Here is a 21,994-nt window from a genome sequence, read left to right on the forward strand (position 1 = left end):
GGATAGCCTGCGCCATGCCCCGCCGCCGTTCGTGGCGGGCCTGTCGAACTACGCCCCGACTCTGGATTCCGGCCCTCGCGGGACCATGACACCACCCCCTTGCGCTCGGCCTTCTCCCCTCGTTACATTCTTGTCATGAACAGCGAAAGCAGGGCGGCACGGGATGCGCCGGCACAGTCCTCGACAGGCGCACGTTTGCGCCCCGTTCAGATACGAATTGTTTCCCAGATAAGGGGTGCGTTGTCGTAGCTGCAGACACCCTTAACAGCTACGAATTGATATCCGGAAACAATTCTGAAACCCCCGCAGCTACAGCGAGGCGCGGAAGAGCAGGTCCGTGGACAGGCCCCTGGCAGGGCGGCAAAGAGAGAGCGGCCCACGGGCGGTGTAGCGCTCCCCCGCCAAATGCAACAGAGCCCTGATCGTAGGACGTTCCCCAGTCTGAGGCATGAACCCTCTCTGGTACGCCGTTTGGGGTCCGGCTTCCCGTTGGACTGTCGGATGCGGGATGGTATCATGGCTGCAGCCATGACTATGAACCAACGCCCCATGCTCATCACGGTCATCGGCGGCAGCGCCGCCGCACCCCCTGCATTGGAAGACGCCTATCAGGTCGGGTTGGAGCTTGCCCGCCGTGGCGCCGTCGTCATTTGCGGCGGGCTGACCGGCGTCATGGAGGCCGTCTGCAAGGGCGCCAAGGACGGCGGCGGCACCACCATCGGCATTCTCCCTGGCCACATCCCCGACGATGCCAACTCCTACGTCGACTACCCCATCGCCACCGGCATGGGCTACATGCGCAACGCCATCGTCGCCAAGGCCGGCCGCGCCGTCATCGCCATCGACGGCGCTTACGGCACGCTCTCCGAGATCGGCCACGCCCTCGGCGAGGGCGCGACGGTCATCGGCCTCAACACTTGGCACATGAGCGTCGACGGCGTCGAGGACACCGCCATCATTCGTGCCGATTCCCCCGTCGACGCCGTCGACAAGGCGATAGCCGTCGCGACGACGAAGCAGGCGGCAGTATGACAGCGACGATTAGCGACGTCCGCGCACGAGAAGTCCTCGACTCCCGGGGCAACCCCACGGTCGAGGTCGACGTTCGCCTCTCCGACGGCGCATTCGGCCGCGCCGCCGTCCCCTCGGGCGCCAGCACCGGCCAGTACGAGGCCGTCGAGCTCCGCGACGGCGACGCCTCCCGGTTCGGCGGCGCGGGCGTTCGCACCGCCGTCGAGAACGTAGACCGCCGCCTCGCCCTCGCCGTGACGGGCCTTCCCGCCCACGACCAGGACACCGTAGACCACCGGCTGCTCGACGCTGACGGGACCCCCGACAAGTCGGAGATGGGAGCCAACGCAATCCTCGGCGTCTCCCTCGCCGTAGCCCACGCCGCCGCAGCCTCGAGCGGCGTCCCCCTCTACCGCCACCTCGGCGAAGGGGTGACCCTGCCCGTGCCGATGCTCAACATCCTCAACGGCGGCAAGCACGCCCAGGACTCCACAGACATCCAGGAGTTCATGGTCGCCCCCGCCGGCATTGACCGCTTCTCCGACGCCCTCCGCGCCGGCGCCGAGGTCTACCAGGCGCTCAAGCGCCTCCTCCGCAACGGCGGCCACGGCGCCAACGTCGGCGACGAGGGCGGCTTCGCTCCGTCGTCGCTCACCAATCGCCAGGCGCTCGAGGTGGTCCACGAAGCTATCTCCGCGGCCGGCTACCGCCCCGGCATCGACATCTTCCTCGCCCTGGACCCCGCGGCGTCCGAGTTCTACCACGACGGCAAGTACGTGCTGGCGCGCGAGGGCGCGTCTCTTAGCTCGGAGGAGATGGTTGCCTTCTGGGAGGGCCTCTGCGCCGACTTTCCCATCATCAGTATCGAGGACGGCATGGCCGAGGATGACTGGGAGGGCTGGGTCGCCCTGACCGCGAAGATCGGCGGTTGCGTGCAGATCGTCGGCGATGACCTGTTCACCACCAACACCCAGCGCATCCAGCGCGGCATCGATACCGCAGCGGCCAACTCCGTTCTCATCAAGCTCAACCAGATCGGCACTCTGACGGAGACGCTGGCCGCGGTGCGAATGTCCGCGAGTGCCGGCTGGACCAACGTCATCAGCCACCGCTCGGGCGAAACCGAAGACACCACCATCGCGGACTTGGCGGTCGCGCTGGACGCCGGGCAGATCAAGACGGGCGCGCCGGCGCGTTCAGAGCGCGTGGCCAAGTACAACCGCCTGCTGCGCATCGAGGAGGAGTTGGGCGCGGACGCTCGCTACGGCGGCGTCGGCGCATTCAAGACGCTTTCACGGGCATAGGCCAACAAAGCAAAACGGAGGAGAGCATGGCGACCAAGATTGGCATCAACGGGTTCGGCCGCATCGGCCGGCAGGTGTTCAAGGCAATTCTGGAACGGCACCCGTCCGACTTGGAAGTCGTTGCGGTGAACGACCTCGCGGACAGCAACACGAACGCCCACCTGCTCAAGTATGACACCAACTATGGCCGCTTCCCCGGCACCGTTGAGGTGAGCGACGGCAACCTTGTGGTCAATGAGCGGGCCGTCCGAGTATTCTCTGAACGCGACCCAGCCCAGATCCCCTGGGGCGAGGTCGGCGCCGAGATGGTCATCGAGTCCACCGGCATTTTCACTCAGGCCGAGAGGGCCGCGGCCCACATCCACGATACCGTCCGCAAGGTCGTCATCTCCGCCCCCGCCACCGGCGAGGACCTGACCGTGGTGCTCGGCGTCAACGAGGACAAGTACGACCCTTCGCAGCACAACGTGCTCTCCAACGCCTCCTGCACCACCAACTGCGTCGCGCCAATGGCCAAGGTGCTGCACGAGTCCTTCGGCATTGAGAAGGCGCTCATGTCCACCGTGCATGCCTACACCAACGACCAGCGCACCCTGGATGTCGTCCACTCAGACCTGCGCCGGGCGCGCGCTGCAGCGGAGAACATCATCCCAACGACGACGGGCGCTGCACGCGCAGTCGGCGTCGTGCTGCCGGATCTGAACGGCAAGATTCACGGCTTGGCCTACCGCGTCCCCGTGCCAACCGGTTCGATCATCGACCTCACCGCCACGCTGGCCGTCGATGCCTCCGCGGAGGAGATCAACGCGGCGTTCCGGGCGGCAGCCGAGGGCCCGCTGCGGGGGATCCTGCAGGTATGTGACGAGCCGCTGGTCAGCAGCGACTTCAAGGAAGACCCCCACTCCTGCAGCATCGACTCCTCCATCACCATGTCGCTTGGCGGCAACATGGTGAAGGTCATGGGCTGGTACGACAATGAGTGGGGCTATTCTTGCCGGACGTCGGACCTGTGTGCGTTCCTCGCGGCCAAGGGGCTGTAGCCGGTCCGCTGACCGGGACGGCCCACAGGGCCCGGTCTGCCGCGGCGGCGAGTCATGGCGGACGCTGAGATTGGCGTCCAGGTGGACGCGGCGCGGCCTGTGCGCCAAACGCTCCTCTACTGGCTGAATCGGCTGGCGCTGCCGCTGTTGTTGGCGGCAGCGCTCGCGTTTCGCCTCTACGGCATCGACTGGGATGGCGGCAACCTCTATCACCCCGACGAGCGCGCCATCCTCACCCACACCTACGACCTTGGTCTCCCAGCACTGGACAACCTCGCCGTCCTCTTCGACGCCGACGAGAGCCCCCTCAACCCCCGCTGGTTTCCCTACGGCACGCTCCCCATCTACGCACTCAAGGCGCTGCAGGTCGCCCTGTCCCCCATCGTTGACCTCGACATCGTCGAGCTTGGCAAGGTAGGCCGCGTCCTGTCCGCGCTCGCCGACACCGTGACCGTCGCGGTGGTGTACCGCTTGGGGCTGCTGCTGTTCAGCCGCCGAGTCGGTCTGCTCGCCGCCGGGCTGACGGCGCTCGCGGTGCTGCACATCCAGCTCAGCCACTTTTTCGCCGCCGAGACATTCCAGACCCTCTTCATCGTCTCAAGTCTCTACTTCATGGTGCAGATAGTCCGTCGAGGCCGCCCGCGTGACTCCCTCTTCGCAGGCCTCTTCGTCGGCCTCGCGATGGCGACCAAGGTCAGTTCCGCGCCCATCCTGCTGCCCCTCGGCCTCGCGCACGTCTTCGCCGCGTGGCGGCATGCCCCCGTCTACGCCGTCCCCTTCGATGTGCCCGCCGCATGGTGGCGAATGGCGCTTGCCTCGGCGGCCTCCGTCGCCGTGGCCGCAGCCGCCTTCATCATCACCGAGCCCTACGCGCTCCTCGACTATGGCCGCTACCTCTCCGATGTCATGGAGCAGAGCGAGGTCGTGCGCCGCATCCGCGACTACCCGTACACGCGCCAGTACGTGGACACGGTCCCCTTCGTCTACCACGCATGGCAACTCGCCCTCTTCGGCCTCGGCCCGCCCCTCGGTCTCGTCGCGATGGCCGGCCTCGCGTGGGCCGGCGTGAAGGTGCTCTGGCGCGGAGGCGCCGAGCTGACGCTGCTCCTCGCCTGGCTCGTTCCCCTGCTCATCATCACCGGCCTGCTCGAGGTCAAGTTCCTCCGCTACCTCCTCCCCGCAACACCTCTCGCCATCCTCCTCGGCGCGGCAATGCTGTTCCAGGGCCTCGACTGGCTGCGCGAGCGCGCCCCGTCCCTCACCCGCTGGGCCGCCGCCGCCATCGCCGTCGTCGTCGCAACGACCGCCCTCTACGCCCTCTCCTTCGCCGCCATCTACGCCGTCCCGCACCCCGCCGACCGAGCCTCAGACTGGCTCAACGCAAACGCGCCCGAGGGCTCCCTCATGCTCAAGGAGCACTGGGAGGAGGGGCTCCGCAGCCTGGAGAGCTACCAGCACCGCGAGCTGCCGATGTACAACGCCGACACGCCCGGGAAGATCGCGCAGGTGGCGACTGACCTCTTTGAGGGCGACTACCTTCTCTTCTACAGCAGCCGCCTTTTCGGCACGATCCCGCGACTCCCCGATGACTACCCCATCCCCTACGGCATGACCCGCGAGTTCTATCCCATGCTCTTCGCCGGTGAGCTCGGCTACGAGCTCGTGCGCGTTGAGCAAAAGTACCCCTCGCTGCTGGGCGTCAGCCTCGTGAACGATGTTTACGGTCGCGCCGGACTGGCGCCGCCTGACGGCATCGACGCCTTCGCCCCGGAAGGCTTCCGCGTTCACATGGGCTTCGCTGACGAGAGCTTCAGCGTCTACGACCACCCGCAGGTGCTCATATTCGAGAACACCGGCAACCGAAACGCCGCGCAGCTCATGGGGCTTCTCGCGAAGGCCGCGCGGGATGCCCCTCCCGCATTCGACCCCATGCTCGTCTCCGACGCCGAATGGGACCGCCAGCAGTCCGGCGGCACCCTCGGCGACATCACTCCCCCTGACGGCATCGGCGCGCAATGGCCGTTGCCCGTCTGGCTGCTTGCTGTATACGCCGGGACCATCGTGGCGCTGCCCCTCGGCCTCGTCGTGTTTCGCGCCCTCCCTGACCGCGGCTACCTCCTCGCCCGCCCGCTCGGCTTCCTGCTGCTGGCCTACGTCCCCTGGCTCCTCGCGAGCCTCGGCTGGATCGGATTCGGGCGCGTCAGCATCGCCCTCGGCTTCCTGCTCCTTGCAGCGGTATCCGGCTGGCTGGCGTATCGCTTCCGCGAGTCCTTGTGGTTCTTCGTACGCCGTCGATGGCGCCTGCTCCTCGCCGAGGAGGCCCTCTTCCTGACCGCCTTCCTCGCCTTCGTGCTCGTGCGCGCCGCCAACCCTGACCTCTGGCACCCCTATTTGGGCGGCGAGAAGCCCATGGACTTCGCCTACCTGAACGCCGTGCTGCGCTCGACAACCATGCCCCCCCTTGACCCATGGTTCGCCGGTGGAGCCCTCAACTACTACTACTTCGGCCAGTTCATGGTGGCGACGGTTATCCGCGTGACGGGCATCCCCTCGGCGGTGGCCTACAACTTGGCGGTGCCCCTGTTTTTCGCGCTCACCGCAGGCGCAGCCTTCTCCCTTGGCTACAACCTGACCGAGGGTGCCCGACGTTGGCTTCGCCGCACCCTTCGCCCGCCGGCGTGGACGGCCGTCGCCGCAGGTGTGGGCGCGATGACGATGGCCGTTGTTCTCGGCAACCTGCACGGCGGCTGGCAGCTCTTGCGCGGCGCGGTTTCCACCTTCGATTTCTGGGCGCCGACCCGCATGATGCCCCCAGACCCGCCCGGCTTTGAGATCACCGAGTTCCCTTTCTTCACCTTCCTCTTTGCCGACCTCCACGCCCACCTGATGGCTATGCCCCTCGCCCTGCTGGCCGTCGGCCTCTGCCTGAATACCGTGTTGCTCTCTCGCCGCCGCGTAGCGCGATGGCGGCTCCCTGTGTCCATTGCGCTGTTGGCGCTAACCGCAGGCGCGTTGGCCGTGACCAACACCTGGGACTTTCCAACATATCTCGCGCTGGGCGCGGTGAGCATCGCCGTCGGCCAGTGGCTTTCCGTGCGACGCATCAGCCGGGCGCTCTTGTATAAGATGGCGGGATTGCTGTTGATATTCGCCGTGTTGGCGTTCGCCTTCTGGCTCCCCTTCCACCTGCGGCTGGTGAACGGTTTCCCCGGCATCGGCATAGCGCCCGCAACGACCCCCCTTGAGCAGTACCTCGCCATACACGGCCTGTTCATGTACATCGCCGTAACTCTGCTCGCCGTGGAGGCGCTCCCCAGGATATGGCGCTGGATGGCACGGCGTCAGGGGCCGTGGCAATTGGTCCTGGGACTCACCGTCAGCGTCCTGGTGTCGCTGGGCATCGCCCTCGCCGTGGTCGGCTACGGCACGGCTGCGATACTGGGCGCCTTGCTGCTGGCCATGGTCGTCCCGTTGCTGGGGTGGCTCTTCCTCCGGCGCTGGCGGTGGGCCCACGACGCGGCCGGCGTGAGGGGTGCGGCGCCCTATCACCTGCTCCCCCTCGGGCTGTTGGCCGTTGCGATCGCTATTGGCGTGGCCGTGGATGTGCTCGTCCTGAAAGGCGATATAGACCGGCAGAACACGGTGTTCAAACTCTACCTGCAGGCGTGGATCTTCTTCTCCCTTGCGGGAGCTTACGCGCTCTGGCATCTCGGCTTTGTGCGAGGGTGGTTCACGCGGCCACGCCTGTCCGCCGGCGTGTGGACAGCGGGTCTCCTCGTGCTGCTGGCCGCTGCCGCCGTCTACCCCGTGCTCGGTACGGGTGCCCGCCTCGACAACCGTTTCGCCCCGACTTCCCTGACCCTCGACGGCACGGCCTACATGGAGAACGCTGTCTATTTCGACCAGGCCGAGACCCACTTGAAGTACGACCTCGACGCCATCAACTGGCTGCGCGACAACCTCGATGGGACACCCGTCGTCCTCGACGGCCGGACGCCCCTTTACCGCTGGGGCAGCCGCGTCTCGGTCTACACGGGCCTGCCGACCGTCCTTGGCTGGGACTGGCACCAGACGCAGCAGCGGTGCGGCCTCGACCCGTGCCCCGCCGTCCACGACCGCGCTGCAGCCGTCATCCGCATCTACGCCGGCGCTGACGAGGCCGAGTCGCTGGACCTGCTCGATCAATACGGCGTCGACTACGTGTACGTGGGTCAGACAGAGTGGCAGTACTACCCGGCGGACGGGCTGGCAAAGTTTGAAGGGATGGCCGAACGCGGTGAGATGTCCGTCGCGTACGAAAACCCGGAAGTGACAATCTACCGCGTCGAGGCGTAGAGCTAGCTCTGCCCCTCGTGGTAGCGCGGGTACGAACCAAACACCTTGATGTGCGAAGTCTGCAACTCCACGGCCTTGAGCGCCTCGACCATGATCGCGTCCTGCCGGTGGCCGATGAGGTCGACGAGGAAGATGTAGCGCCCCATCTCGCTCTTGGACGGTCGCGACTCGATCTTGGTCATGCTGATGTTGCGCCGGGCGAACTCCCCAATGACGTTGTACAGCAACCCCGGCGTGTCCCCCACCAGCGTTCCCCTGTCCTCGTCGAAGTCGAAGCATATCGACGTCTTGTCGTCGCCCGTCGGTTCCTGGTCCTCCTTGGCGAGCACCACGAAGCGCGTGGTGTTCCCTGCGACGTCCTGGATGTCCTCCTCCAGCACCTCGGCCCCGTAGAGATCGCCCGCGCGCCGGGAGGCGATGGCTGCAGACGGCGCATCGCTGGCAAGCATCTGCTCGACCGACGCCGCTGTGGAAAGCGCGGCCTGCGGCGTCGCATTGGGCAGCGTTTCCTCCAGGTGGCGGCGGCACTGTCCAAGCGCCTGCGGGTGTGAGTACACCATCTGGATATCCGATGCCTTGGTGCCGGGTTTCACCAGCAGGCAATGCCGTATGGGCACCAGCACCTCTTGCCGTACCATCAGCATCGGCTCACGGATGAGCAGGTCGAGCGTGTCGTTAATCGCTCCCTCAAGGCTGTTCTCGATGGGCGCGACACCCTCGTCGGCCTCCCCCGAGCGGACGGCGTCGGCGGTGGCCGAGATCGTAGAGCAGGGATAGCGCTCGGCGGAGGGATCGTACCGCTCTGTGGCGTCCTCCGTATAGGTGCCCGGCGGCCCCAGGTATGCGATTCGTTTCGGCATCGTTACCTCCTGGTGCTCAGGACTTCCAGGAGGGCTTCCGCCTGGTCAGCCACTGTGATTGCGATGATTTCGTCGTGCAGTTCGATGTACGTTTCTTCGTCGAGCTCCTTCAGTCCGCCATGCCGGTCCACCACGGCCACGACGAACGTATCCGGCGGGAGGGGGATGTCGGAGAGCCGCTTGCCGATGACCGGCGACCCCTGCGGCACCTCGATTGTAGCCGCCTCGCGGTTCCCCTGCACCGGCAGCACGTGCGCCCGCGAGTGTGCCGGCAGCTCCTCCTCAATGGCGCCAAGCAGCAATTGCGTGCTGCTGACCACCACGTCCACGCCCAGGAGCCCGAAGAGCCGCTCGTCCTCGGGGCTGTTGATGAGAGTGACCGTCTTCGGCACGTTGAAGCGGTGCTTGGCGAGCTGGCAGGCCGCCAAGTTGTCCTCGTCGGCGCCTGTGGTGGCGATCAGAATGTCGGCCCGTGCGACGCCCGCTGCCATTTGGATGATCGGCTCTGAGCCGTCGCCCTTGATCGCGACGTTGCCGAAGTGCGTCACGAGCTCGTCGACGCGCCTGCCGTTCCGCTCGATGATGAAGACCTCGTGACCCGCATTGAAAAGAGCACGAGAAAGGTAAAAGCCAACTCTGCCGCCGCCAACTACTACGATGTACATGATTTACGTGAACACCGCCTCCAGGATGAGGGCGGACGTGATCTTCGTGGGGCTGATGGCCGCCAGGCCCAGCTTGTTGTACATCTCCTGCCGCTCCACGTCGCCAACACGGCAGACCACCTGCGGCACGTTGAAAATGTGCTTCGCCCGCTGCGCAGCCATGGCGTTGCGGTTGTCCCGGTTGGAGACCGCGACGAAGACGTCGGCCTCCAGTATCCCCGCGTCGATGAGCTCCTCTTCAAGGATCCCGTCGCATAGGATCGTCGCCCCTTCGGTCTCACGCAGCTCCTTGGGGAGGCTGAGGAAGCTCTCGGGCACGGTGTCGAGGACGGTGACGTGGTGGCCCTCCCGCCAGAGGGATGTGGCGACTTGGGTTCCGATTCGCCCGCAGCCCATCACGATGACGTTCATCGACGGCCTTCAGACAGCGTCCTCCCGGCCGCATCGGTGGGCCGGGCGTTCTCCTCCGGCATGGGTTCGCGGAAGATGAGCACGGGGCAGAGCGAGTGCTCTAGGATGTACGCGGCGTCGCTCTGGGGCGTCAGCCCGTCCTGCTTCCGCCGGTACGGCAGGCCCAGCAGGATAGCGTCCACACGCTCCTCCTGCGCCTCTTTCACGATGGCGGGACCCAGGTCCCTGGCTTGCAGCAGGTCGGCCTCCACCTTCACCTTTCGGGACTTGACGAAGGCCTCGCCGTGGCGGAGGAGATCTTCGCTCTGGGCGACGGCGCTGGGAAGCTCGGCGTCAACGGCGTACTCTCGGGGGACTTCAATCACGGAGAGGAGGCAGACGCACCCGTGCTCTTGTCGCACAAGGCTACAGGCGAACTCCAACGCATGTTCGTCAACGCGCTGCCCGTTTATGGGGAGTAGCAGCCGCTTTATGTGCATCCGGAGTTTTTTCTCGTTTCAGAATTGGGGCGTTTGCCCCACAATCTGCCCGAAAATCGATTATGAACTTTACGCAACAGTTCCGCAAGGGGATATCACGGTATTTCACAAAGCTGAAGCAATGGCTGTTGCGACTGGTGCGATCACCCCTCTCGCGCGCCGTTCAGTTGCGCGAGGCCCGTCTCACGCAGACGGTCGAGCAGCTCCTCCCGGCTCGCGAGAACCAGGGTGTCCTCCGTGTGGATGCGCTCGTCCTCCGCTGGCAGCAGGATGACGTCCTGCCCCCTGCGGATAGCCAGTACCGCCAGCCCGTACTTGTCCCTTGCCCCGGTCAGCCCCATGTCCTTCAGGGTGCGGTTCACGGCCTGCGCGGAGGTGCGTACCATGCTGACGACGAAGTTCGGGCCCACCTCCATATAGTCCTGCACCTCCGGGTGGAAGAGGCTGCGCGCCACATGTTGCCCCGTCTCCTGCTCGGGGTGCACCACCACGTCGGCGCCCACGCGCTCCAGCGTCCGCCCGTGCAGTTGAGTGCGTGCCCGCGCCACGATGTACGGGATGCCCATGCTCTTCAGCAGCACCGTCGCCATGATGCTCGCCTCGACATTGGACCCGATCGCCACCACCGCCATGTCGAAGTTGGGGACCCCCAACTCGCGCAGGACGTTCTCTTGCGTGGCGTCGGCGCGCACCGAGTAGGTGACCCGCCCCATGGCTTCCTGCACCAGCGCCTCGTCCGTCTCCAGTGCCAGGACGTCGTGGCCCATCTGGTACAGCGTGAATGCCACGCTTGAGCCGAACCTTCCAAGCCCGATGACAACAATTTGTCTGTTCGCCATAGCTGCCCCTAGCCTATTCTAACCCTCTCCCTGGGGAATCGGTAGAGTGGTGTCTTGCCCTCGTGGTGTACCAGCGCCAGCCCCAACGCCAACGGCCCGATGCGCCCGACTATCATCGTCACGATGATCAGCAGCTGCCCCACCACACTGAGGTCCGGCGTCACGCCGGTGCTCAGTCCCACGGTGCCCACAGCGGAGAACGCCTCGAAGAGCAGGTTGATGAAGGACGTGTGGGCGCTCTCCGTGCCCGTCAGGATGAACGCCACGACAAAGACCAGCAGAAGCCCCAGCGACACGACCGCGATAGCCCGGTGCACCTGGAACGGCGACACCTCGCGTCCGAACGCCGTCACGTGGTCGCTGCCCCGTATGGACGCCAGGATCGTCGCTACCACGACGCCCAGCGTGTTCAGCCGAATTCCACCGCCCGCCGACGCCGACGCCGTGCCGATGAACATGAGCCCCATGAGGAAGAAGATCGTCGCGGAGTTGAGCACGCCGGTGTCGATGGTGCTGAATCCCGCGGCCCGCGCCGTGATCGACTCGAATGTGGCGTGGACAATCTTCTGCCCGAGGGACATCGACCCCAGCGTCTCCGGCCTGTTGTACTCGAAACCAAAGACGACGATGGCGCCCAGCACCCACAACACCACGCTCGCCGCCACAATGATCTTGGTGTCCAGGCTGAACCGCGTGAACCGCCGCACCCGCACCAGCTCTGACATGACGGCGAAGCTCAGCCCGCCGAGCATGATGAGGAACGCCATGACCCCCAGCGTGAACAGGTCCTCGCGGAATGCGCTCAGGCTCTGCGAGTCAGGCAGCGTGGTAAACCCCGCGTTGTTGAAGCCGCTGACAGCTTGAAATATCCCCAGCCAGGCAGCCTCCGGCAGGCTCACGTCGAGGCTCCCCGCAAAGCGCACCGTCAGCAGCACGCCGCCGACGAGCTGCAGCACCAGCGCCGTAACCATAAGATTGCGGATTGCCCGGAGTATCCCGCCGAGGCGCGTGTCGCCGAGCCCCTCGCGGAAGGCCATGCGCTGCGGCAGCGTGATTCGCTGGCCCAGCAGGATGTAAATGAACCCCGCCATCGTCATCCAGCCCAGTCCTCCGACGAGGATCAGCAGCCAGATGATCGCCTGCCCCGCATAGCTCCAGTGTGTCGGCGTGTCCACTACAACCAGTCCCGTCACCGTCGCGGCGGAAGTGGCCGTGAAGAGCGCGTCCATCGGCGAGGACCACTCACCCGTCGCGCTGGCGAAGGGGAGCATGAGCAGCAACGTTCCTATGGCAATGAGGAGGGCGAGGCCGCCAATCAGCGTCGTCGGCGAATTGATGGGACGCAGGCGAGGGGTGCGTAGGGGGATGCGTACAGTGACTGGGCGGGTCTCCTGGGGTCTGGGACGCCGGACAACCTGTTCGCCCGGTTTGGGCTGCCAGCCGCGTTGCACGCATCGCTCCCCGTGGTCCCGTTTCTTGTGTTGGGACCCGCATTTCGATTGTGGACTCAGCTTTACGCCAATGCAAGGGCTGTGCGGGGTATTGACTGGTGGGCATGGCGGGCTAAGGTGGATGCGGGAGGGCCGCATGGAACGCAGACTGCTCGTTGCCACAGGCAACCCGGGCAAGGTGGTAGAGCTCGCGGAGCTGCTGCGCAGTGCCCCCTACACCCTCGTCTCCCTGCGTGACCTCGGCCTGCCGGCGGAGATTGAGGAGCCCGCGGACACCTTTGAGGGCAACGCCGTCATCAAGGCCGAGGCCTATGCCCGCATGAGCGGCCTCCTGACCATTGCCGACGACTCCGGCCTCGAGGTCGACGCCCTCGACGGCGCCCCCGGCGTCCATTCCCGCCGCTTCGCCGGCGAGGATGCCTCTGACGACGACCGCACTGCCCTGGTGCTCGCGCGCCTCGACGGCGTCCCGTGGGAGCGCCGCACCGCGCGCTACCGTTGCGTGCTCGCGTTGGCCGCCCCCGGCGAGCCCACTGTCACATGTGAAGGGGCCTGTTCTGGTATCATTGACTATGGACCCCGTGGAGACGGCGGTTTTGGCTATGACCCCGTCTTCTATCTGCCGGACTACGGCAGGACCGTGGCGGAGCTCTCACTGGACGAGAAGAATCGCGTCAGCCATCGCGCGATGGCGGCCAGGGAGGCCGCCGCCGTGCTGATGGAGCGGGCCGCCAGGGAGCCGTAGCCCGCAAGAGGCTTTGCAGGAGCAATCATGCCGCTGGACACGCTGAAGAGGCCCCTCAGGGACCTCCGCATCTCGGTTACCGACCGGTGCAACTTCCGGTGCCCGTACTGCATGCCCTCCGAGGTCTTTGGCGAGCGCTACAAGTTCCTCTCCAAGGCGCAGATGCTCAGCTTTGAGGAGATAACCCGCCTCGCGTCTCTCTTCGTCGGCCTCGGCGTTGCCAAGCTCCGCATAACCGGCGGCGAACCCCTCGTCCGCGCCGACCTCGAGAAGCTCATCGCCATGCTTGCCGGCATCCCCGGCGTCCAGGACATGGCAATGACCACCAATGGCTACGTGCTGGCTGGGCATGCCCAGCCCCTCAGGGACGCCGGCCTCTCGCGTGTCACGGTTAGTCTCGACTCGCTGGACGAGGAGATATTCGGTCGCCTCAACGGCCTTGGCCACAGTGTCGATCGCGTGCTGGAGGGCATTCAGGCCGCCGCCGCCGCCGGGCTGACGCCCATCAAGGTCAATTCCGTCGTCGTGCGCGGCGTCAACGACCACACCGTCGTCGACCTCGCCCGCTGGTGCAAGGAGCGAGGCTACATCGCCCGCTTCATCGAGTTCATGGACGTGGGCAGTCTGAACGGCTGGGACGAGTCCCAGGTGGTGCCCGCACGGGAGGTCCTCGACCGCATCAATGAGGAGCTGCCGATTGAGCCCGCCACCCCCAACTACGCCGGTGAGGTCGCCCAGCGCTGGCGCTACGCTGACGGCCAGGGCGAGATGGGCGTCATCGCTTCCGTAACCGCCCCCTTCTGCGGCGACTGCACCCGCGCCCGCCTCTCCACCGACGGCAAGCTCTACACCTGCCTGTTCGGCACGGACGGCGCAGACCTCATGGGCCCCATGCGTGACGGCGCCACCGACGCCGAGCTCATCGCCATCATCGACGGCGTCTGGAACAACCGGGAGGACCGCTACTCGGAGCTCCGCGCATCGCTCCGCCGAGCCCTGAGCGTCTCCACGAAGGGCAACGGCCCCCGCAAAGTCGAGATGTACAAGATAGGCGGCTAGGAGGACAAGGAAAGCCCATGACCCTTGAATCCCAGCCCCAAGACACCACCGCAGGCACGGACGCGCAGCTCACCCACCTTGACGAGTCCGGCCACGCCCGCATGGTCGACGTGGGCGCCAAACCCGTCACCCGCCGTGAGGCGACGGCCGTCGGCAGCGTCGCCATGCAGCCCGAGACCCTCGCCCTCATCGTGGCGGGTGAGCTGGAGAAGGGCGACGCCCTCGCGACGGCCCGCATCGCCGGCATCATGGCCGCTAAGCAGACGCCGGCGCTCATCCCCCTCTGCCACCCCATCCCGCTCAGCCAGGTCGCCGTCGATCTCGAACCGGATGAGTCCGCCTCAGCTGTCAACATCACCGCCACCGTCGCCACTACGGCCCAGACCGGCGTCGAAATGGAGGCGATGACCGCCGTCTGCGTCGCCGCCCTGACGGTCTACGACATGTGCAAGGCGGTAGACCGCGCCATTCGCTTCGAGGGAGTTCGCCTCGTGCGCAAGTCCGGCGGCGCCAGCGGCGACTTTACGGCGGAGTAGCCCCCGCTTCGTACTCGGCCAGCAGCCCCTCGATCTCCTCCATGTGCACGGCGTAGAAGATCCCCACGACGCGCCGCCCCGTCTCGTCCACTTCCACCACGCCCTTGCTCATCCCCACGACGTGCCCCTGCCCGTCCAGCACTGGCCCGCCGCTGTCGCCCGGGTCCACCGCTGCGTCGATGCGCAGCCGTCGCCCGCCCTGCTCACCGAAGCTTACGATCTGCGAGAGCACGCCCCGTTTGATCGCCGCGCCGCCTACGGTGCCGTCTTCCTGCACGCCGACTGAGGAGTAGCCCATGACCAGCAGCGTCTCGCCAAGGCTGTCGCCGTTCACGAGGCGCGTCGGCAGCGGATCGAGTGCGGTCGTATCCGGGTTGTAGGAGATAAACGCCACGTCAATGACCGCGTCCGTGAAGACGACCTCAGCTCGGAATGGCGGGAGGAACGCGTGGCGCACTGTCACGGCCTCCTCCTCGCCGACCACGTGCTGGTTCGTCACGATGAGCCCCCCGCTAACTGCCCACCCCGTCCCCGTTCCGTCAGGCGTCTCGATGTACAGCACAGAGCCCGCAACTTGCTGATACACCGCGGCGGCGTCAAGCTCATCGACCGTGTTGCCCGCAAAAGGGGTCGCCGTCGGCAGCGGCGTCGGAAACACCACTGGCGTCGCGGTGGGAAGCGGCGTCGGGAAGGTCACGGGCGTCGCCGTCGGCGCTGGTGTCGGCAGCACGATGGGCGTCGCAGTCGGCCGTGGCGTCGGCAGCGCGATGGGCGTCGCAGTCGGCAACGGCGTCGGGAGCGCGATCGGTGTCGCCGTCGGCAGCGGCGTCGGAAACACGACCGGCGTCGCCGTCGCCCGGTTCGCCGCCGGCGACAGGTCGGCGACCGCTGTAGCTATCTTCGCGTCTACTTCTTCCTCCGAGGGCCCGCACGCCGCGAGACACAAGACGGCGAGGGCGCCCGCAAGCGCGAAGCCCAGCGCGAATCGAGGCCGCTTCACTCCTGCGGCCCCGGCGCCGGTTGCTCCGTGGCCGCGACGGCCCGCTCCACCTCGATGTTCAGGCAAAGCGGCCCCGCCGGCCTGCCTGCCCCGTCCACAACGGCGCTTCCCTCTACGCGGACCCTCCCCTCGGCCACCGCTTTCAGCGCCTCCAGCAGCAGCGGCCGCTCTCGAAGCACGCCCTGCCGCCGGATCGCCTGCATCAGGGGCAACTCCTCCCCGTGCTTCGACTGCAGTTCTGCGACAGTCTGCGCTTCCGCCTCCGGCCACAGCTCGTCGAATCCCGCGCCGCGTATCGGAAAGGTGACGTACGCAATGACTGGCCCCCGGTCGAGCTCCTCCGTCGCGAGGTGCACAAACGCCCCCGACTCCGTCGCCCGTGTCTCGATGAGTTGCCAGATTACCTGCTGCCACGTCCCGACCGGCCCGTCCGGCGCCGCGGGGTGCGGGTTCAGCGCCGGTCGGCTCCGCACCATCTCCGCCCCGAAGATCAGCCCGTAGCCCGCCGTCACGTTGTAGTCCGCCGAGTGCTCCGCAAGCAGCGCCATCACCGCGTCGTCGTACGCCTCCCGCACGTCCGCGAAGCGAGCCGCGCCCCGCTCCCGTCGGAACCGCTGCGATGACAGTGCCACGACGGGAATGCCGTGCGACCGCGCCAACTCCATGAAGCCGTCGCTGCCCTCGTGCTCCCCCGGCTCCCGGTTGCAGAAGACGAATGCGATCTCGGCCCGCAGCTCCCCCCGGTCGATGGCGTCCTTCACGCAGGTGTACAGCCCCCGCGATCCCTCTCCCCTGCCGGTGCTGAACCACCCAAGACGCAGCATGACACTCCTTGCGGCTGCTGATGCAGCGATAGTGTGCCAGAACATACCATTGAATGAAAGCGAATCTGCTATCATCAAGCCGCAATTGACGCATTGCGCAAAGGGGGCATCGTGCAGGACAGGTCGTCAACTGACGTGGTCATCGTGGGTGGTGGCATTGCAGGCTGCGCCGTCGCCTACTACCTCACCACCATGGGCGTGCGCCCCATCGTGGTCGAGCGCGAGCAGGTGGCGGGCTCCGCCTCCGGCTTCGCGCAGGGAGGCCTCTACATCATGTCCGGCCCCGGCATGGACGGCCCGTTCTTTCCCCTCGTCAGGGAGAGCCTCCAACTGCACCGCGAGCTCCACCCCGTCCTCACCGAAGCCACCGGTCTCGACAGTCGCCTCGCCGAGAAAGACATCCTCACCGTCGCCCTCGAGCACGATGACCTTGAGGCCCTCCGCGTCCTCCGCGCCCAGCAGGAGGCCAATGGCTTCACCGTCGAGTGGCTCGACGCTCTCCAGGTCCGCGAGCTCGAGCCCGGCATAGGCCCCGATGTCCTCGGCGGCATGCTCACCCGCCACACATGGCTCCTCGACAGTGACACCCTCACGAAGTCCCTCATGCTTGCCGCCGAGAGCAACGGCGCGGAGCTGCGCATCGGCGACGTCCGCGGCCTCCAGTGGGACGGTGATCGCGCCACCGGCGTCGAACTCGCAAGCGGCGGCCCCATCGCGTGCGCCAACGTCGTCCTCGCGATGGGCCCGTGGTCCGCCTTCCTGCGCGACTGGCTTGGCGTCGACGTCCCCGTGCGCCCCATCAAGGGCGAAATCCTCCGCATCCGAACGAACGCGATGCCCGCGGTGCCGCACCTCGGCTGGCAGCACAGCTATATGGTGCGCAAGCCCGATGGCCTCCTCTGGACCGGCACCACCGAGGACGAGGTCGGCTTCGACCGCGAACCCTCAGCCTCTGCCGCGCAGCGCATCATTGAGGGCGCCGGCCGCGTCTTCCCCGCCATCACCAAGGGCACAGTCGAGCTCCACACCGCCTGCCTGCGCCCCGTCTCCCCCGACAACGCCCCCATCATCGGCGCAGTCCCCGGTAAGCAGGGCGTATTCGTCGCGACGGGCGGCGGACGTAAGGGCATCCTCGCGGGTCCCGCCCTCGGCATGGCAACCGCCGACCTCGTTACCAGGGGCGCGACAGACCTGCCGATAGCCACGCTGGGGCTGGACCGTTTCATGTAATCGCCTCGTACCAGCCTGGGAGAGAAATGGCCCCTTCCGCCGCCACCGTGAATTTCCTCGGCTTCCGAGCCCAGGGCCGCACGCTTGCCCTCATCGCCGCCGTCGCCGGCCACGCCATGAACCACGTCTTTCTCTCCGGCTCGGTGCTCGTCCTCCCCGAGATCAAGGCGGCGCTGGGCCTCAGTAACACCAACGTCGGCCTGATAGCCGCCGCCCGGGACGGCTTCAGCGGCCTCATCAGCTTCCCCGCCGGGTACGCCGCCGACCGCTACGCCAGCCGAATGGCCGTGATCCTTGGCGGCTCCACGGTTGCCCTGGGCGTCTTCATGTTTCTTGTGGGCGTGTCCACGACGTTCTGGATGGTCCTCCTCTTCATGACCCTCCTCGGTTTCGCGATTGTCTTCTGGCACCCGCCCGCGCTCGCCGCCGTATCCGTTCAATACCCTGACAGGCGCGGCTTCGCCATCGGCATGCACGGCATGGGCGGAAGCATCGGCGAGGCAATCGGCCCGGTCCTCCTCGGTCTCCTACTGAGCGTCATGCTCTGGCGAACGGCGCTGCAACTGAGCGTCATCCCCGCCCTGATCATGGGCATCGGTGTCTACCTTCTGGTGAAGTACGCGCCCGCCCTGACCGCCGAGACAAGCGTCCGCCGGTACTTCTCCGGCGTAGGCGCCGTGCTCGCCAACCCGCGCCTCCTGCTGGTGCTCGCGACGGCAGCCTGCTTCAGCGGCACGCAGATCGCCGTCATGAGCTTCCTGCCCGTCTACGCCCGCGAGGACCTCGGCCTGTCGACCACCGCCACCGGCCTCATGCTCTCGATGCTCCAGGTCGCCGGCATCGGCTCCCAACCCGTCCTCGGCTACCTCTCAGACCGCATCGGCCGCCGCGTCGTGCTGTCCTTCGGCTTCCTGGGGCTCACCCTTGGCACACTCTCCCTCCACGTTTCAGGCGAGGGTCTCGCATTCTTCGCGTCAGTGGCCCTTACCGGCCTCTTCCTGTTCCCGATGATGGCCATCATCCTCGCCCTCGGCATGGACGTCGTCGGCCGCACGATGCAGGGCACGACGGCCTCCATCATCTTCGGCGTCGGCATCATCCTCGCCGCCTTCTCGGGCTGGATGGCCGGCCGCGTCGCCGACACCTACGGCGTCGATGCCGTCTTCCTCTACGCCGTCGTCCCCGCCTCCCTGTCCCTGCTCTTCACCGTCCTCGGTGGCGGCGTCCGAGGCCCCAGCCCCACTCCGTAGGGGCAACCTCTGTGCTTACCTTCGCCTCCCACTTCAATTGACGCCGCACGCGCCATACCGCTATATTTGCAGGTGCGCCTCGAGCCGCGACGCGACTGCCAATCGTCCAACCCCTCGATGCGCATTCCGTCTCAGAATCTCTGGCTAGGTGAAGAATGGCCCAGACCACCGCCGCCCCCCGTCCGCTGAGCGTCCAGGTCGACAATCGCCTGCTCGTGCTCATTGCCGTGGTGGCAGGTCACGCCGTCAAGCACGTCTTCAACGCCGGCTCCATGCTCATCCTGCCCGAGCTCAAGTCCACCCTCGGCGTCTCCAACACCAGCATCGGTCTGCTCACGACTACGCGCAGCGTCTTCGGCGGCCTGATCAACCTCCCCGCCGGCTTCGTGTCTGACCGCTATTCCGGCAGATGGGCTGCCGTGCTCGCCCTGACGCTGATAGGTGTCGGCGGCTCCATGTTCCTCGTCGGTATTTCGACCGCCTTCTGGATGGCCGTCGTCTCCATGACCCTCCTCAGCATGGCCATCACCTTCTGGCACCCGCCCGCCCTCGCCGCCCTCTCCGTCCGCTACCCTGATAAGCGCGGCTTCGCCGTCGCCATGCACGGCACCGGCGGCAGCATCGGCGAGGCCGTCGGCCCCATCCTGACCGGTTTCCTCATCGGTTTCCTCGCCTGGCAGACCGTCCTGCAACTCAGCCTGATCCCCGCCATCCTCATGGGCGTCGGCACCTACCTGCTGCTCAAGTCCATCCCGTCCCTGTCTGCGGAGACCACGACCAGGGGCTACTTCGGTGGTGTGAGGGCCGCCCTGAGCAATCCGCGGTTGCTGCTCGTGCTCGCGACGACCGCCTGCTTCAGCGGCTCGCAGATTGGCATCATGAGCTTCCTCCCCATCTACGCCCGCGAGGACCTGGCAATGTCCACGACCGCCACCGGCGCTCTCGTCTCCCTGCTGCAGGTCGCCGGCATCGGCTCCCAGCCCCTCCTCGGCTACCTCTCCGACCTCTTTGGTCGCCGAGTGGTGCTCGCCATCGGCTTCGCGGGGCTCACCATTGGGACCCTCGGGCTCTTCACCGCTGGCAGTGGCCCCGCCTTCTTCGTCGCCGTAGCCTTCACCGGCCTCTTCCTCTTCCCCATGATGGCAATCCTGCTCGCCGCCGCCATGGACGTCGTCGGCAGCGTGGTGCAGGGCACGACGGTCTCCTTCGTCTTCGGCGTGTCCATCGTCCTCGCCGCCATCTCCGGCTGGATTTCCGGTCGCGTGGCCGACACCTACGGCGTGGAGTTCGTCTTCCTGTACGCGGCGATTCCCGCGGCGGTCGCCTTCCTGCTCACCGTCGCCGGCAGCCGGATGAAGGACAACCGGTCTACCGTCGCCTCCGAGGCCTAGCGATGCCGCACCCCCGCGACGAGTCCCCGCAGCCCGCTCCCGTCGGCGGCGCGAAGCCCACCCCCGCCAGCGTCGACATCGGCGACGACGCCATCACCATCGTCTGGAACGACGGCCACCGGTGCGTCTACCCCCACCGCTACCTGCGGCTGCGCTGCCACTGCGCCACCTGCGTCGGCGAGGGCATGGGCAGGCACGCCATCGACCCAAACACCGTCCCCGAGGACGTCGTCGCCCTCGAGTACATGCCCGTCGGCCGCTACGCCCTCCAGTTTCTCTGGAGCGACGGCCACTACACCGGCATCTACCCCTTCGACGCCCTCCGCGAGTCATGCCCCTGAAACCAGTGCGCCGCACCCGCATAGCGCACCGCCGCGCTCCCGCTGATCGCGTCAAACTACCTCAAGCAAAGGTGGATCATCCGCAGTGACTGAAGAGCGCACCGCCACGGGTTCAGGAATGACGGACAACCCCCAGCCGTCCCCAAACGGAGGCGCGTGGGATGCCGCAACCTACAACACCCACTTTTCCTTCGTCTGGGAATTCGCCACGGACCTCTTGTCAGCGCTTAAGCCCGCAAAGGGGGAGAAGATCCTGGACATCGGCTGCGGCACGGGGCAGTTGACGGCGGCCATTGCGGAAGCGGGCAGCACGGTAACAGGCATCGACAATGACGAGGCCATGGTGAGCCGCGCCCGCCAGAACTTCCCCGGCGTCGACTTTGCGGTGATGGACGCCCGGGCCCTGACCTACGCCAACGAATTCGATGCCGTGTTCTCCAACGCCTCCCTGCACTGGATGCGCCCCCCTACGCCCGTCGTCGCGGGCATCAGCCGAGCGCTCAAGCCGGGAGGCAGGCTCATCGCCGAGATGGGCGGGCAGGGCAACATTCGGTCAATCGTAGCCTCCATCCGCAGGTGCATCGCCGCCGCGGGGTACGGCGACCCGGGATCACGAAGCCCCTGGTACTTCCCCGACATCCCCTCGTACACGGCTCTCTTGAAACGCCACGGCCTCAACACCGCCATGGCCACGCTATTCCAGCGGCCCACTCCCTTGAACGGAGGCCCCGACGGCATGGCCCTTTGGCTAGACATGTTCGCCAGCGTCTTCTTCGAAAAAGTCCCACCCCAGGCAAAACCCGGAATCGTGAACGCAATCGTAGAAGAACTCCAACCCACCCTCTACCACGGCGACCAGTGGGTAGCAGACTACGTCCGTCTCCGCATCATAGCCACCAAACCCCCGTAGGGGCACTTCGCGAAGCGCCCGTCCCGCGAGAGCGGGAACCCCTCCCCCTCACGTCATTCCTGCGAAGGCAGGAATCCAGAGGGGAGGCAGCGGGGGGCGTCCCCACCACCAGCCACATCAACCCTACCCAACCACCCCCACCCTCCATACCGGCGGACGCCGGTATCCAGGGGCGCGGGGCAAGCCGTCCACCAACCCCTCTCAATCTCCCCATCCTCCTCGCGCCATTGCCGGCCTCCCCCTCACGTCGTTCCTCCCCCCCCCTCGTCATTCCTGCGAAGGCAGGAATCCAGAGGGGCGGGGAAACGGGGCG

20 protein-coding genes are annotated in these 21,994 nt (G+C 66.6%); 12 read left to right on the top strand and 8 right to left on the bottom strand.

The features are described from left to right. Positions 1-528: 528 nt before the first annotated feature. Genes OXC99_03440 through OXC99_03455 form a run of 4 tightly spaced genes read left to right on the top strand, consistent with a single transcriptional unit; the run spans position 529 to position 7,690 of the window. On the top strand, positions 529-1,032 hold the full coding sequence (locus OXC99_03440) for a TIGR00725 family protein (GenBank protein ID MCY4624041.1): 504 nt from the start codon (positions 529-531) through the stop codon (positions 1,030-1,032). After that, positions 1,029-2,315: a phosphopyruvate hydratase gene (gene eno, locus OXC99_03445; GenBank protein ID MCY4624042.1), complete on the top strand. Its 1,287-nt coding sequence runs from the start codon at positions 1,029-1,031 to the stop codon at positions 2,313-2,315. The genes OXC99_03440 and eno overlap by 4 nt, the downstream gene beginning before the upstream one ends. A 26-nt stretch (positions 2,316-2,341) precedes the next feature. Continuing rightward, a complete protein-coding gene (gap, locus tag OXC99_03450; GenBank protein MCY4624043.1) occupies positions 2,342-3,355 on the top strand; it encodes a type I glyceraldehyde-3-phosphate dehydrogenase in 1,014 nt (337 codons plus the stop codon). 54 nt (positions 3,356-3,409) lie between these two features. Then, complete coding sequence (locus OXC99_03455) at positions 3,410-7,690, top strand: DUF2298 domain-containing protein (protein MCY4624044.1); 4,281 nt, start codon at positions 3,410-3,412, stop codon at positions 7,688-7,690. A 2-nt stretch (positions 7,691-7,692) separates the two neighbouring features. Here the strand turns inward: OXC99_03455 and pheA are convergent, their stop codons facing one another. From pheA to OXC99_03485, 6 genes are all read right to left on the bottom strand, one after another. After that, positions 7,693-8,550: a prephenate dehydratase gene (pheA, locus tag OXC99_03460; protein ID MCY4624045.1), complete on the bottom strand. Its 858-nt coding sequence runs from the start codon at positions 8,548-8,550 to the stop codon at positions 7,693-7,695. 2 nt (positions 8,551-8,552) lie between these two features. Next, on the bottom strand, positions 8,553-9,215 hold the full coding sequence (locus tag OXC99_03465) for a TrkA family potassium uptake protein (GenBank protein MCY4624046.1): 663 nt from the start codon (positions 9,213-9,215) through the stop codon (positions 8,553-8,555). Positions 9,216-9,218: 3 nt separating this feature from the next. Further along, positions 9,219-9,626 (bottom strand): NAD-binding protein, encoded by a 408-nt coding sequence (locus tag OXC99_03470; protein MCY4624047.1) that lies wholly within the window; start codon positions 9,624-9,626, stop codon positions 9,219-9,221. After that, positions 9,623-10,105: a universal stress protein gene (locus tag OXC99_03475; GenBank protein MCY4624048.1), complete on the bottom strand. Its 483-nt coding sequence runs from the start codon at positions 10,103-10,105 to the stop codon at positions 9,623-9,625. The genes OXC99_03470 and OXC99_03475 overlap by 4 nt, the downstream gene beginning before the upstream one ends. A gap of 143 nt (positions 10,106-10,248) precedes the next feature. Further along, positions 10,249-10,944 (bottom strand): TrkA family potassium uptake protein, encoded by a 696-nt coding sequence (locus OXC99_03480; GenBank protein MCY4624049.1) that lies wholly within the window; start codon positions 10,942-10,944, stop codon positions 10,249-10,251. 8 nt (positions 10,945-10,952) lie between these two features. Then, complete coding sequence (locus tag OXC99_03485) at positions 10,953-12,215, bottom strand: Trk family potassium uptake protein (GenBank protein ID MCY4624050.1); 1,263 nt, start codon at positions 12,213-12,215, stop codon at positions 10,953-10,955. Positions 12,216-12,531: 316 nt separating this feature from the next. Here OXC99_03485 and OXC99_03490 point away from each other — a divergent pair, with 316 nt between their 5' ends. Genes OXC99_03490 through moaC form a run of 3 tightly spaced genes read left to right on the top strand, consistent with a single transcriptional unit; the run spans position 12,532 to position 14,735 of the window. Further along, a complete protein-coding gene (locus OXC99_03490; protein ID MCY4624051.1) occupies positions 12,532-13,140 on the top strand; it encodes an XTP/dITP diphosphatase in 609 nt (202 codons plus the stop codon). A 27-nt stretch (positions 13,141-13,167) separates the two neighbouring features. Beyond that, positions 13,168-14,199, top strand: coding sequence for a GTP 3',8-cyclase MoaA (gene moaA / locus OXC99_03495; GenBank protein ID MCY4624052.1), 1,032 nt, complete (start codon positions 13,168-13,170; stop codon positions 14,197-14,199). Positions 14,200-14,216: 17 nt separating this feature from the next. Then, positions 14,217-14,735 (top strand): cyclic pyranopterin monophosphate synthase MoaC, encoded by a 519-nt coding sequence (gene moaC / locus OXC99_03500; GenBank protein ID MCY4624053.1) that lies wholly within the window; start codon positions 14,217-14,219, stop codon positions 14,733-14,735. Here the strand turns inward: moaC and OXC99_03505 are convergent. Together OXC99_03505 and OXC99_03510 are read right to left on the bottom strand one after the other, a co-directional pair. Continuing rightward, on the bottom strand, positions 14,722-15,735 hold the full coding sequence (locus OXC99_03505) for a trypsin-like peptidase domain-containing protein (GenBank protein MCY4624054.1): 1,014 nt from the start codon (positions 15,733-15,735) through the stop codon (positions 14,722-14,724). The genes moaC and OXC99_03505 overlap by 14 nt on opposite strands. Next, positions 15,732-16,559, bottom strand: coding sequence for a formyltransferase family protein (locus OXC99_03510; GenBank protein MCY4624055.1), 828 nt, complete (start codon positions 16,557-16,559; stop codon positions 15,732-15,734). Before OXC99_03510 ends, OXC99_03505 begins: the two co-directional genes overlap by 4 nt. A 111-nt stretch (positions 16,560-16,670) precedes the next feature. On the opposite strand from OXC99_03510, the gene OXC99_03515 reads away from it, so the two are divergent. The 5 genes from OXC99_03515 (at position 16,671) to OXC99_03535 (ending at position 21,681) form a co-directional block, all read left to right on the top strand. Continuing rightward, positions 16,671-17,789, top strand: a complete 1,119-nt coding sequence (locus tag OXC99_03515) for an FAD-dependent oxidoreductase (protein ID MCY4624056.1) — start codon at positions 16,671-16,673, stop codon at positions 17,787-17,789. A 26-nt stretch (positions 17,790-17,815) separates the two neighbouring features. Beyond that, the gene (locus tag OXC99_03520; GenBank protein ID MCY4624057.1) at positions 17,816-19,039 is read left to right on the top strand and encodes an MFS transporter; all 1,224 of its coding nucleotides are present in this window, start codon (positions 17,816-17,818) and stop codon (positions 19,037-19,039) included. 155 nt (positions 19,040-19,194) lie between these two features. Next, on the top strand, positions 19,195-20,430 hold the full coding sequence (locus OXC99_03525; protein MCY4624058.1) for an MFS transporter: 1,236 nt from the start codon (positions 19,195-19,197) through the stop codon (positions 20,428-20,430). A gap of 2 nt (positions 20,431-20,432) precedes the next feature. Continuing rightward, positions 20,433-20,771, top strand: coding sequence for a DUF971 domain-containing protein (locus OXC99_03530; GenBank protein ID MCY4624059.1), 339 nt, complete (start codon positions 20,433-20,435; stop codon positions 20,769-20,771). An 85-nt stretch (positions 20,772-20,856) separates the two neighbouring features. Next, complete coding sequence (locus OXC99_03535) at positions 20,857-21,681, top strand: class I SAM-dependent methyltransferase (GenBank protein MCY4624060.1); 825 nt, start codon at positions 20,857-20,859, stop codon at positions 21,679-21,681. The last annotated feature ends 313 nt before the right edge of the window (positions 21,682-21,994 follow it).

This window comes from Chloroflexota bacterium (assembly GCA_026713825.1).
In the GTDB taxonomy this organism is placed as follows: Bacteria; Chloroflexota; Dehalococcoidia; order Lucifugimonadales; family UBA1127; genus UBA1127.